Raw genomic sequence first — 11,877 nt, forward strand, 5'->3', positions numbered from 1 at the left:
CCGAATCAGCTAGATATGGCGGCTACCAGTTGTCCTTGAACCACTTCACCGCCCGCCGGAGCGACCGGGCCGGGTAGCGCTCGGACGGGATCTCGAAATCCCACCATTCGTCCTGCGGGTCGGCGGCGAAGAGGCACAGGCCCACCGCGCTGGCAAAGGCCGGTCCGGTCGCCTTTTCCGGCAGGCCCGCCACGCGCAGCGGCCGGCCGATGCGCACCTGCTGGCCCAGGATCCGCGGCGCCAGCGTGTCGAGCCCGGGGATCTGGCTGGCGCCGCCGGTCAGCACGATCTGCCGGCTCGGCAGCGTCTCGAACCCCGCGACGTCGAGCCTGCTGCGCATCTCCTCCAGGATCTCCTCGACCCTGGGGCGCATGATGCCGATGAGTTCCGCCCGGCTCGCCGTGCGGCGGTCGAGGTCCCAGTCGCCGGTTTCTCCGCCCAGCTCGATCAGGTCGCGGTCGTCCATGGAGGTCGCCACCGCGCCGCCGTGCAGCGTCTTGACCCGCTCGGCCGTGGCCAGGCTGACGCGCAGCCCCTTGGAGATGTCGGCGGTGACGTGATCGCCGCCCATGGACACCGCATCCGCATAGATCAGGTGCTTGCGCCAGAAGATCGACAGCCCCGTGGCACCGCCGCCCATGTCGATGCAGGCCGCGCCCAGCTCCTGCTCGTCCTCGACCAGACTGGCGATTCCCGACACGTAGGCAGAGGATGCCAGCCCGGCCAGTTCCAGATCGCACCGCTTCACGCAGTGGATCAGGTTGGCGACCACGCGATCGTCCACGGTCAGCATGTGCAGGTCGCACGACAGCACGTCGCCGACCTGCCCGCGCGGATCCTGCAGGCCCGACCGGTGGTCGAGCGCGAAATTCACCGGCTGCGCGTGCAGCACCTCCCGGCCCGGCCCCACGTCGGGCATGTCGCAGGCGGCCAGCACCTGGGCCACGTCGCGCTCGGACACCTGGGCGCCGCCCAGCACCACCTCTCCGGCCAGCCCATAGCTGCGCGGCTGTCCGCCCGACACGGCCGCGATCACGTGGTCCACGCGCACCTGCGCCATCTTCTGCGCCGCCTGGACGGCGGTGCGGATCGCCCGCTCGGTCTCGTGCATGGCGTCCACCTCGCCGAAGCGCACCCCGCGCGACCGGGTGGTGGCCGCCCCGATGATGCGGAACCGCGACTGCCCGGCCATCCGGCCGACGCCCTCTCCGGGCTCGGTCTCGCCGTCGAAGCGCAGCACCAGGCAGGCGATCTTCGATGTGCCCACGTCGAGGATCGCGATGACGCCGCGCTGGATGGCGTTCTGGCGCATGGCGCGCATCGCCCGCTGGGATTGGTAGAGGTCGAACATCAGTCGTCTCCCAGCTCGGTAAGCTTGACCTGGCGCAGCGCCCGCGCCGTCTCCGGCGCCAGCCGCACGGTCGGCCGGCGCGGGTTGCGCATGTCCACCAGCACCACGTCGCGGGCGAAGAGATCCTGCGCCTCGTCCACGGCGATGACCTGCTCCAGCGCGCGCACCGGATCCTTTTCGGGCAGCTTGATCTTCTGGCCGTCGGCCAGGATCATGTCCCAGCGCCGCTCGCCGATCCGCTGCAGCCCGCGGATCCGCGCCGCCACCGGCCGGGAGGCGCGGATCAGGCGCCCGGCCTCCTCCGCGACCCGGTCCGCGCCCAGCCCGGAGATCAGCGGCAGGTCGGCCCTGTCGGCCCTGGCGGTCAGGCCCGCCACCCGCTGGCCGGTCGCGTCCACCAGCTGCAGCCCGTCGGGCGCGCGCCAGACGAAGGCGGGCACCCGCTCGGCCACGCGGATCTCCAGGACCCCGCCGGGCTTCACCCGCAGGTCGGCATCCTCCACGGCGTCCAGGCCCATGACCCTGGCCTGCATCTCGCGCAGGTCCATCTCGAACGAACTGACCGGAAACGCCAGCGGCACGATCCCGCGGATCGCCGCCGCCACCCCGTCGCTGGCCCCGTCGATGGCCATGCTCTTGACCATGAACGCGTCGCGGGACTGGAAGTCGGCCTTGACGTCGTTGACCCAGACCCGCACGGCATCGCGCCGGTCGCGGTCGGCGAAGGCGAGCGTGCCGATCAGCGCCACCGCGAACAGCGGCATCCCGAAGGTAAAGCCGCGCCGCACCGACGGCGTCAGCGCCAGCCGCTGCATCCGGTAGGCAAGGCGCGAGGGCGCGGGATCCGGGCGGGCGCGCCCGCGGCCCCGCGGGGCGGTTGTCGGGGCGGTCATCGGTCGCATGAGGCATCCTCTACCAGAAAGCGGCACAGATCCCCGAAGGACAGGCCCGCATGGACCGCCTGTTCGGGGGTGAGAGACGTGGGCGTCATGCCCGGCTGGGTGTTGGTTTCCAGCAGGATCAGCCCGTCCAGCCCGCGCGACTCGTCCCAGCGGAAGTCGGTGCGGCTGATGCCGCGGCACCCCAGCGCGTCATGGGCGCGGCGCGCGTAGTCGCCGCAGGCATCGGCGATGTCGGACGGTACATCCGCGGGGATCACGTGGCGCGATCCGCCCGGCGCGTATTTGGCGTCGTAGTCGTACCAGCCGTCGGAATAGATGTCGGTCAGGCCCAGCGCCCGGTCGCCCAGGACGGTCACGGTCAGCTCGCGCCCCGGCGCGAAACGTTCCACCATCACCATGTCCGGCATGTCGGGGGCCAGCTGCGGAGGGCCGTTCGCCGCCTCGTGGATCAGGTACACCCCGACAGAGGATCCCTCGTTCACCGGCTTGACCACATAGGGCGGGTCCATGGCATGGGCGCGGCGCACGTCCTCTGCCCGCGCGACCAGCGACGGGACCACGGGCAGGCCGGCGGCGCGATACGCGGCCTTGGTGCGTTCCTTGTCCATGGTCAGCGCAGAGCACAGCACGCCCGAATGGGTGTAGGGGATGCGCATCCATTCCAGCAGCCCCTGGACGCAGCCGTCCTCTCCCCAGCGGCCGTGGAGCGCGTTGAACGCCACGTCCGGGGCGATCCGGGACAGCCGGAGGCACAGGTCAGGACCCGCATCCACCTCGACCACTTCGAATCCCTCGCCCCTCAGCGCAGCGGCGCATTCGCGCCCGGAAGACAGGGACACCTGGCGCTCGGCCGAGGGTCCGCCCATCAAAACTACCACCTTGGGGGCTGTCCTGCTCGACATACCCGCCACTCGATTTTTTGTTGCGAGACCCTTGTTTCCGGGCCTTCGACTGCCTCTACGCGGCGTTTTCCGCCATCATTCCAGCGCGTGTTTGCCCACGCGTCTGATCTCCCACTGTAACCGAATGCCGCTGTTTTGGAAGACCCTTTCTCGCACCAATTCACCCAGACGTTCCAGGTCCGCAGCACTGGCGTTTCCGGCGTTCAGAAGAAAATTGGGATGCTTTTCCGACATTTGCGCGCCGCCAAGGCGGTGGCCGCGCAATCCCGCCCGGTCGATCACCGTCCAGGCTTTCAACTCATGGTTGTCATCCGCCCGCCCCGTAGAGGACCGCCCCGCCGGGTTGCGGAAGGTCGAGCCGGCGCTGCGTTCGCCGGTCGGCTGGCTTGCGTCCCGACGCGCGACCTGCGCCTCCATCGCGGCGGCCAGCGCCTGGGGCGCGCCCCGCTTTGCGCGCAGCAGCGCCGAGGTCAGGACCCAACCCTCCGGCAGGTCGGACGCGCGATAGGCCAGGTTCAGGTCGGCGGCGGGGATGGTGACCGCGCGTCCCGTGCGCGTCACCGCCTCGACCTCCAGCAGGTGGTCGGCCACATAGGCGCCGTAGCATCCGGCGTTCATGCGGACCGCGCCGCCGATGGCGCCGGGGATCGTGCGCAGGAACGTCAGGTCCAGCCCCGCCGCCGCCGCCTTGCGCGCCACATGCGCGTCCAGCGCCGCGGCCCCGGCCCGCACCCGGTCGCCGTCTATGTCGATGCCGTTGAAGCCGCGGCCCAGCCGGATCACGACGCCGTCGATGCCGCCGTCGCGCACGATCAGGTTCGAGCCGACGCCGATGGGAAACACCGGCACCTCTGCGGGCAATGCGGCCAGAAAGCCGCACAGGTCGTCCCGGTCGGCGGGCTGGAACAGCCATTCGGCCGGACCGCCGACCCTGAGCCAGGTCAGATCCGCCAGCGGGCGGGCGGCGGTCAGCGGTCCGCGGGCATCGGGAAGGTCGGTCATGGGGCGCTCCGTCGTCGCATCTGTGCCGGTGGGCCGGATCGCGCCACGCGGTGGACGGCGGCCGGGCGCCGCGCCCCCTTGGCCGCGCGGGCGGCGTTCCGGGCCGGGACCGCGGGGCTAGGCCCGGACCTCCAGCCGCTCGGCCAGGTTGCCGGCCCAGGCCGAGATCGTCCCCGCCCCCAGGCAGACCACGATATCGCCCGGCCCGGCCTGCTCGCGGACCAGCCGCTCCAGGTCGTCCTCGTCCAGCAATGCCCGCGCGTGGCGGTGGCCGTGGCGGATCAGCCCCTGGACCAGGTCCTCTCGGGTGGCGCCGGGGATCGGATCCTCGCCGGCGGGATAGACCTCGGCGATGGCCACCACGTCGGCCTCGTTGAAGCAGGAACAGAAATCGTCGAACAGCGAATGGAGGCGCGAGTAGCGGTGCGGCTGGTGGACCGCGATCACCCGGCCCTCGCTGGCCTGCCGCGCGGCCTTGAGCACCGCGGCGATCTCGACCGGGTGGTGGCCGTAGTCGTCGATGATGGTGACGCCGCCGACCTCGCCCACGCGGGTAAAGCGCCGGTTGACCCCGCCGAACCCCGCAAGCCCCGCGCGGATCTCGTCCAGCTTCAGGCCCAGATGCCGCGCCACGGCCACCGCCGACAGCGCGTTGGACACGTTGTGATCGCCCGGCATCGGCAGGGTGCAGCCCTCGATCACCTTGTCCTCGGCGGCCAGCACCACGTCGAAATGCGCGATACCCTGCCGGTAGGTCAGGTTCACCGCGCGCACGTCCGCCTGGGCGTTGAAGCCGAAGGTCACCACCCGCCGGTCGGTGATCCGGCCGACCAGCGTCTGCACCTCATGGTGGTCGGTGCAGCACACGGCCAGCCCGTAGAACGGGATGTTGGACACGAAATCCAGGAACCCCTGCTTCAGCCGGTCGAAATCGCCCCAGTGCTCCATATGCTCGGGGTCGATGTTGGTGACGATGGCGATGGTCGCCGGCAGCCGGTTGAACGAACCGTCGCTCTCGTCGGCCTCGACCACCATCCATTCGCCGTCGCCCATCCGCGCGTTGGAGCCGTAGGCGTGGATCACCCCGCCGTTGATCACCGTGGGATCGACCCCGCCGCCGTCCAGCAGCGCCGCAACCATGGTGGTGGTGGTGGTCTTGCCGTGGGTACCGGCCACCGCGATGTTCGACTTCAGCCGCATGAGCTCGGCCAGCATCTCGGCCCGGCGCACCACCGGCAGGCCCTGCGCCCGCGCGGCGTCGAGCTCGGGATTGCCCGGCTTGATGGCAGAGGACACCACGACCACCTCGGCCGCCTCCAGGTTGTCCGGCGCCTGGCCCATGAACACCCGCGCGCCCAGGCTCTCCAGCCGTTCGGTGATCGGCGACGCCTTCAGGTCGGAGCCCTGCACCTGATAGCCGTGGCTCAGCAGCACCTCCGCGATGCCGGACATGCCGATGCCGCCGATGCCGACGAAATGGATCGGGCCCATGTCGGTGGGCAGCTTCGTCGCGCGCGCGGCATTCATGGCGACCTCTCTGCGAATGACCTCGTCCTTCACCGCATCTCTCCTTCTGTTCGTCCATTGTCCAGACCGGCCAGCGCCGCGACCAGGTCCGCGAGTTCGTCCGCCGCGTCCGGGCGGCCCAGCGACAGGGCGGCGCGGGCCATCTGCTCGGCCGCGTCCGGCTGGCTCAGGATAGCGCCCACATGATCGGCCAGCGCGGCGGGGGTAAAGCGCGACTCCGGCATCAGCACGGCGGCACCGGCGGCCACCAGGCCGCGCGCATTGGCCGTCTGCTCGTCGCGCACCGCCTGGCCCAGCGGCACCAGCACCGACGGCCGCCCGATCACGGTCAGGTCCGCGATCGTCGAGGCGCCCGCCCGGCTGATGACCAGCTGCGCCTCCGGCATCCAGCGCGGCACGTCGAAGAACGGCTCGACCGTGGCCGAGAGCCCCGCCGCCGCATAGGCCGCGGCGACCCGCGCGCGGTCCTCCGGCCGCGCCTGGTGGAGCACGCGGACATGGCGGCGCAGCGCGTCGGGCAGTTGCGCCATCGCCGCGGGCACCACGTCCGACAGGATCCGCGCGCCCTGGCTGCCGCCCAGCACCAGCAGCGACATGGGCCAGTCGCCGGGTGCGATATAGCCCGCCCCCGCCCGCGCCCGCACCGCGGCGCGCACCGGATTGCCGACATGGATGCCCTCGACCCCTTCGGGCAGGTCCGTGGGCCAGGTCCCGCAGGCCACGGCCGCGACACGGGGCGCGAAGATCTGGTTGACCCGGCCCAGCACGCCGTTCTGCTCATGGATCAGCCGCGGGATCTTCAGCATCCCCGCCGCGGCCATGGCCGGGATCGACGGATAGCCGCCGAAGCCCGCCACCACCGCCGGCCGGTCGCGCCGCATCCGCAGCAGCGACTGCGCCACGCCCCCCGCCACCCGGAACGGCACGCCGGCCCGCGCCAGCCCGCCGCCCCGCGCGAAGGTGGCCGAGGCCGACCGCTCGACCGGCACGGCGTCGGGAAAGCCGCCCGCGTATCGCGCGCCCCGCGCGTCGGTGGACAGGCGCACCCGCCAGCCGCGGTCCAGCAGCGTCTCGGCCAGGGCCTGGGCCGGGAACATGTGGCCGCCGGTGCCGCCCGCCGCGATCAGGCAGAGCGGCGCATATGGGCCAGGCCCGCTCACCGCCCGCGCCGGATCAGGATATCGCCGATCTCGCCCTGGGGACGCTTGCGGGTAAAGGCCAGCAGCATCCCCATCCCCAGCCCCATGGCGATGACCGACGACCCGCCGTAGCTGACGAAGGGCAGCGTCATGCCCTTGGCCGGCAGCAGCCGCACCGCCACGCCCATGTTGATCATCGCCTGCACCCCGAAGGTGCAGGCCAGCCCCGTGCCCGCCAGGCGGATGAACGGATCGCGCTCGCGCGTCAGGCGGATCAGCGACCGCACCACGATCGCGGCATAAAGGGCGATCACCGCCAGAACCAGGACCAGCCCGTATTCCTCCGCCGCGACGGCGATGATGAAATCCGTATGGGCATCCGGCAGGGACCACTTGACCTGCCCCTCGCCCACGCCGACGCCGAAGAACCCGCCCTCCTGGATGGCATTGGCGGCATAGCCCAGCTGCGTGCGCGGATCCACGTCGGGGCTGAGGAACCCGTCGATCCGGCGCGCGAAATGCTCGGAACTGGAATAGGCGACGCTGCCGCCCAGCGCCACGAACCCGGCCAGCACCAGCAGCAGCAGGATCGGCGCGCCGGCCACGAAATAGATCACCGCCCAGCTGAACAGCACCAGCACGGCCTGTCCGAAATCCGGCTGCATGGCCAGCAGCCCCACGATGAACAGGCAGAGCGCCAGGCTCATCCCCTTGCCCGGCGGGCCGTTCACCTCCTGGCTGGCGGCCATCATCCAGGCGGCGACGACCACGAAACCGGGCTTGAGGAATTCCGACGGCTGGAGGCTGGCGAAGCCCAGCGAGTACCAGCGGACGGCCCCCTTGCCGAAGTCGGTTCCGGCGAAGGGCAGCCCCAGAAGCGCCACGAAGGCCAGCGCGAAGCCGATCACCGCCAGCCGCCGGACCAGCCGCGGCGACATCATGGTGGTCAGCGCCAGCGCGATCAGCGCCAGCCCGCCGAACACCGCCTGCCGGGTGACGTAGTAGAACGGTTCGAACCCGTTGCGCGCGGCCAGGGGCGGAGACGCGGCCAGCCCCAGCAGCAGCCCGATGGCGAAAAGCGCCACGACGCAGCCCAGCGACCACTTGTCGATGGTGCGCCACCATCTGGGAAGAATCGGCTCACCCGCCTGGAGCGGAACCGCCCCATAGACCATCTCTGTCATGGTATAGACTGCCTGTGCCTCGTTCCGCCCGTTTCCCGGGTCTGGTCGGCAGGGTAGCGACTCCGCCCGGGCGTGACCAGTTTTTTTGCGTCCCGCCCGCGCATCGTGCGGTTGCGTTGCGCGCGCTCCCCGCGCAGAGGGGGGCGATGGAGGTCAAGACCCTGATCCTGGGCGCCGGCGCGGCCGGCATGATGTGCGCGGCCCGGGCAGGCGCGGGCACGCTGGTGGTCGACCACGCCCGCGCGCCGGGGGAAAAGATCCGCATCTCCGGCGGCGGGCGGTGCAACTTCACCAACCTGGCCACGGCGCCGGAGCGGTTCCTGTCCCGCAACCCGCATTTCGCCAAGTCCGCGCTCAGCCGCTACAGCCAGTGGGATTTCCTGGATCTGGTGCGGTCTCACGGCATCTCCTGGCACGAAAAGACGCTGGGCCAGCTTTTCTGCGACGGCAAGGCCACGCAGATCGTCGCTATGCTGCGCGACGCGATGGCCCGCGCCGGCGCAGAGCTGCGCCTGCGCACCCGGCCCGTCGAGGTCGGCCATGACGGCACCGGCTTTCGCGTCGTGCTGGAGCGGGACGGAACGCGGCAGACCGTGACCGCCCGGCATCTGGTGCTGGCCACCGGCGGGCTGTCGATCCCGAAGATGGGGGCGACGGGACTGGCCTACCGTCTGGCGCGGCAGTTCGGGCATGACCTGGTGGCGACCCGCCCCGCGCTGGTGCCGCTGACCTTCTCGGGCGCTTCGCTGGAACCGCTGGCCGCCCTTGCCGGCGTCGCCGCGCCCGCCCGCGTGACCTGCGGCGGAACCGGTTTCGATGAGGCCGTGCTCTTCACCCATCGCGGACTGTCGGGGCCGGCGATCCTGCAGATCAGCTCCTACTGGCAGGAGGGCGACACGATCGCGCTGGACTTCGACCCGGACGCGCGACTGGCCGGCGCGCTCGGCGCCGCGCGGGCGGCAGAGGGGCGCAAGGCCCCGGCCACGGTCCTGGCCCAGCATCTGCCCGCGCGACTGGTGGCCGCGCGTCTGCCGCGCGGGCTGCCGCCCCGGCTGGCCGAATGTTCCGACGGAACTCTTACGGAACTCCTACGGAATTATCATGCCTGGAATATCCGCCCCGCCGGCACCGAGGGCTACCGCACCGCAGAGGTGACGGCCGGCGGGATCGACACCGCCGGCCTGTCGTCGCGGACCATGGAAAGCCGGTCGCAGCCGGGACTCTTCGTGGTCGGAGAGGCGCTGGACGTGACCGGCTGGCTCGGCGGCTACAACTTCCAGTGGGCCTGGAGCTCGGGCTGGGCCGCAGGGGAAGAGATCAGGTCAAGGCCCTGACCAGACGGGTGAAATCCTCTCCCCGGCGCTCGAAGTCCGGGTACTGGTCGAAGCTTGCCGCGGCCGGGGCCAGCAGCACCACCTCGCCGGCCTCGGCCTCTTCGGCGGCACGGGCGACGGCCACCTCCATGGTCTCGCAGATCTCCACCGGGACGCTCGTCAACTGCACCGCGAACTCCCGCGCCGAATGGCCGATCAGGTAGGCCTTGACCACCGACCCCAGCACCGGCTCCAGCGCCGCCACGCCCCCCTCCTTGCCCAGGCCGCCTGCGATCCAGCGTATCTTTTCAAAGGCTTGCAGGGCCTTCCCGGCGGCGTCCACATTGGTCGCCTTGCTGTCGTTCACATACCGGACCCCGGCCCGTTCGGCCACCAGCTGCGAGCGGTGCGGCAGCCCGGCAAAGGACGCCAGCGCCGCCCCGATCGCCTTGGGAGACAGGCCCAGCGCCCGCGTGGCGGCATAGGCCGCACAGGCGTTTTGGTGGTTATGGCTTCCCGGCAGCCCGGCGATGGGGCGCAGGTCGATGGCCCCCACCTGGCGCCCCTTGCGCCATTCCGACAGGAACCCCTTGCGCGCCACCACGGTCCAGCCCGCACCCGGCAGCTTGCGCTCGACCGACACCCGGATCACCCGGTCGTCGCCCAGACCCTCCATCATCTGCCCGGCCAGGAACTGGCCCTCGACCTCATCCACGCCGATCACCGCGCGGTCCGGTCCACCCTCCGAGAACAGCCGCCGCTTGGCCGCGAAATATCCACCCATCCCGCCGTGACGGTCCAGATGATCCGCAGACAGGTTCGTGAACACCGCCACGTCCGGCGTCAGCGCGCGGGCAAGCTCCGTCTGGTAGCTCGACAACTCCAGGACGACCACGTCCCCCTCTCCCGGCGGATCGAGGTCCAGCACCCCCCGCCCGATATTGCCGGCAAGCTGCACGCGCCGCCCCTCGACCCCCAGGATATGCGCGATCAGCGCCGAGGTCGTGGACTTGCCGTTGCTGCCGGTCACGGCCACCACCCGGGGGGGGCCGTTCTGTCCCGCCCCGACGGACCGGAAGAACAGGCCGATGTCATTGTCCACCGGCACGCCGGACGCCAGGGCGGCCGAAATCACCGCGTGGGGCCGCGGGTAGAGATGCGGGATACCGGGGCTGACCACCAGTTCGGACACGCCTGCGAACGCGCCGCCGCGGGCCAGGTCGCGCAGGTCGAACCCCTCGGCCGCGGCCCGTGCGCGGCCCTCCTCGCCGTCGTCCCAGCACAGCGCCGTTCCGCCGCCCGCGCGGATCGCCCGCGCCGCCGACAGGCCGGACCGCCCCAGCCCCAGCACCGCGACGCTCCGCCCCTCTACGCCCACGACGGGGATCATGCGCCGCCCTCCTTCACCCTTTCGGAAATACCCTGCGGGGGTGCGGGGGTGCAAAACCCCCGCGACGCACCACCGCCCATCAGCGCAACTTGAGCGTGGCCAGCCCGATCAGCGCGAGGATCAGCGAGATGATCCAGAAACGGATGACGATCTGCGGCTCGGCCCAGCCACGCTTTTCGAAATGGTGGTGGATCGGCGCCATCAGGAACACCCGCTTTCCCGTGCGCTTGAAATAGAGCACCTGCACGATCACCGAAAGCGCCTCGACCACGAAGAGCCCGCCCACGATGGCCAGCACCAACTCATGCTTGATGGCCACCGCGATGGCCCCGAGCGCGCCGCCAAGGGCGAGCGATCCGGTATCGCCCATGAACACCGCCGCCGGGGGGGCGTTGTACCACAGGAACCCAAGTCCGCCGCCGATCAGGGCAGAAGTGAAGATCAGGATCTCCCCCGTGCCCGGCACATAGTGCACGTCGAGATACTCGCTGAAATCGGTGCGTCCGACGGTATAGGCAATCACCCCCAGCGTACCGGCGGCGATCATCACCGGCATGATCGCAAGCCCGTCCAGACCGTCGGTCAGGTTCACCGCGTTCGCGGCGCCGACGATGACGATCATGGCGAACGGCACGAAGAAGAACCCCAGGTTCAGCAGCACATCCTTGAACACCGGAAACGCGAGCATCCCGGTCAGATCCTCGGGGTGCGCCCATGCGGCCCAGGCGCCGGCTACGGCCGCGATGCCGAAGCCGATCGCCAGCCGGGTCCGGCCGGAAAGGCCCGCATGGGTATTCTTGGTGACCTTGCTGTAGTCGTCGAGGAACCCGATGATCCCGAACCCGCCGGTGACGAACAGCAGCATCCAGATGTAAGGGTTGTCGAGCCGCGCCCAGAGCAGGGTCGAGACCAGGAGCGCCCCCAGGATCAGCACCCCGCCCATGGTGGGGGTGCCGGCCTTGGTGATCAGGTGCCCCTCCGGCCCGTCGGTGCGGATCGGCTGTCCGTAGCGCTGACGCTTCCGCAGCAGCGCGATCAGCGGCCGGCCGAACACGAATCCGAAGATCAGGGCGGTGAAGAACGCGCCCCCGGACCGGAACGTGATGTACTGGAACAGGTTGAAGACGTCGCCGCCATCCGAGAGCTCGGTCAGCCAGTAGAGCATGG

The 11,877-nt window shown here is 70.8% G+C and carries 10 protein-coding genes; 1 reads left to right on the forward strand and 9 read right to left on the reverse strand.

The genetic code is table 11. The annotated features are described in order from the left end of the window. Nucleotides 1-22 precede the first annotated feature (22 nt). From ftsA to ftsW, 7 genes are all read right to left on the reverse strand, one after another. Nucleotides 23-1,351 carry a cell division protein FtsA gene (gene ftsA, locus KW83_RS04910; protein WP_036175471.1) on the reverse strand — a complete coding sequence of 443 codons (1,329 nt, stop codon included), beginning with the start codon at nucleotides 1,349-1,351 and terminating at the stop codon, nucleotides 23-25. Then, the gene (locus KW83_RS04915; RefSeq protein ID WP_036176004.1) at nucleotides 1,351-2,244 is read right to left on the reverse strand and encodes a cell division protein FtsQ/DivIB; all 894 of its coding nucleotides are present in this window, start codon (nucleotides 2,242-2,244) and stop codon (nucleotides 1,351-1,353) included. The genes ftsA and KW83_RS04915 overlap by 1 nt, the downstream gene beginning before the upstream one ends. Further along, nucleotides 2,241-3,119, reverse strand: a complete 879-nt coding sequence (locus tag KW83_RS04920; RefSeq protein ID WP_036175474.1) for a D-alanine--D-alanine ligase — start codon at nucleotides 3,117-3,119, stop codon at nucleotides 2,241-2,243. The genes KW83_RS04915 and KW83_RS04920 overlap by 4 nt, the downstream gene beginning before the upstream one ends. A 111-nt stretch (nucleotides 3,120-3,230) precedes the next feature. Further along, on the reverse strand, nucleotides 3,231-4,157 hold the full coding sequence (gene murB / locus KW83_RS04925; protein ID WP_036175477.1) for a UDP-N-acetylmuramate dehydrogenase: 927 nt from the start codon (nucleotides 4,155-4,157) through the stop codon (nucleotides 3,231-3,233). Between the two features lie 117 nt (nucleotides 4,158-4,274). Continuing rightward, entirely contained in the window at nucleotides 4,275-5,684 is a 1,410-nt protein-coding gene (gene murC, locus KW83_RS04930) for a UDP-N-acetylmuramate--L-alanine ligase (protein WP_036176007.1), read from the reverse strand. A 29-nt stretch (nucleotides 5,685-5,713) separates the two neighbouring features. Next, on the reverse strand, nucleotides 5,714-6,844 hold the full coding sequence (locus KW83_RS04935; protein ID WP_036175480.1) for a UDP-N-acetylglucosamine--N-acetylmuramyl-(pentapeptide) pyrophosphoryl-undecaprenol N-acetylglucosamine transferase: 1,131 nt from the start codon (nucleotides 6,842-6,844) through the stop codon (nucleotides 5,714-5,716). After that, nucleotides 6,841-8,007, reverse strand: coding sequence for a putative lipid II flippase FtsW (ftsW, locus tag KW83_RS04940; RefSeq protein WP_036175484.1), 1,167 nt, complete (start codon nucleotides 8,005-8,007; stop codon nucleotides 6,841-6,843). Before ftsW ends, KW83_RS04935 begins: the two co-directional genes overlap by 4 nt. A 146-nt stretch (nucleotides 8,008-8,153) precedes the next feature. Between ftsW and KW83_RS04945 the strand changes: the two genes are divergently transcribed. Next, on the forward strand, nucleotides 8,154-9,341 hold the full coding sequence (locus tag KW83_RS04945; protein ID WP_036175487.1) for a BaiN/RdsA family NAD(P)/FAD-dependent oxidoreductase: 1,188 nt from the start codon (nucleotides 8,154-8,156) through the stop codon (nucleotides 9,339-9,341). Here KW83_RS04945 and murD read toward each other — a convergent pair. Beyond that, nucleotides 9,325-10,710, reverse strand: coding sequence for a UDP-N-acetylmuramoyl-L-alanine--D-glutamate ligase (gene murD, locus KW83_RS04950; RefSeq protein ID WP_036175490.1), 1,386 nt, complete (start codon nucleotides 10,708-10,710; stop codon nucleotides 9,325-9,327). The genes KW83_RS04945 and murD overlap by 17 nt on opposite strands. Before the next feature lie 79 nt (nucleotides 10,711-10,789). Continuing rightward, on the reverse strand, nucleotides 10,790-11,875 hold the full coding sequence (gene mraY / locus KW83_RS04955) for a phospho-N-acetylmuramoyl-pentapeptide-transferase (RefSeq protein ID WP_036175493.1): 1,086 nt from the start codon (nucleotides 11,873-11,875) through the stop codon (nucleotides 10,790-10,792). Nucleotides 11,876-11,877: the final 2 nt, after the last annotated feature.

Origin of the sequence: Palleronia rufa, assembly GCF_000743715.1 — a bacterium.
GTDB classification, from domain to species: domain Bacteria; phylum Pseudomonadota; class Alphaproteobacteria; order Rhodobacterales; family Rhodobacteraceae; genus Palleronia; species Palleronia rufa.

What these genes read in the sequence shown, in the direction of transcription:
- KW83_RS04915 (WP_036176004.1), bottom strand. Translation starts at nt 2,244, where the DNA reads ATGACCGCCCCGACAACCGCCCCGCGGGGCCGCGGGCGCGCCCGCCCG.
- KW83_RS04945 (WP_036175487.1), top strand. Translation starts at nt 8,154, where the DNA reads ATGGAGGTCAAGACCCTGATCCTGGGCGCCGGCGCGGCCGGCATGATG.
- ftsA (WP_036175471.1), bottom strand. Translation starts at nt 1,351, where the DNA reads ATGTTCGACCTCTACCAATCCCAGCGGGCGATGCGCGCCATGCGCCAG.
- murC (WP_036176007.1), bottom strand. Translation starts at nt 5,684, where the DNA reads ATGAATGCCGCGCGCGCGACGAAGCTGCCCACCGACATGGGCCCGATC.
- KW83_RS04920 (WP_036175474.1), bottom strand. Translation starts at nt 3,119, where the DNA reads ATGGGCGGACCCTCGGCCGAGCGCCAGGTGTCCCTGTCTTCCGGGCGC.
- murD (WP_036175490.1), bottom strand. Translation starts at nt 10,710, where the DNA reads ATGATCCCCGTCGTGGGCGTAGAGGGGCGGAGCGTCGCGGTGCTGGGG.
- murB (WP_036175477.1), bottom strand. Translation starts at nt 4,157, where the DNA reads ATGACCGACCTTCCCGATGCCCGCGGACCGCTGACCGCCGCCCGCCCG.
- ftsW (WP_036175484.1), bottom strand. Translation starts at nt 8,007, where the DNA reads ATGACAGAGATGGTCTATGGGGCGGTTCCGCTCCAGGCGGGTGAGCCG.
- mraY (WP_036175493.1), bottom strand. Translation starts at nt 11,875, where the DNA reads ATGCTCTACTGGCTGACCGAGCTCTCGGATGGCGGCGACGTCTTCAAC.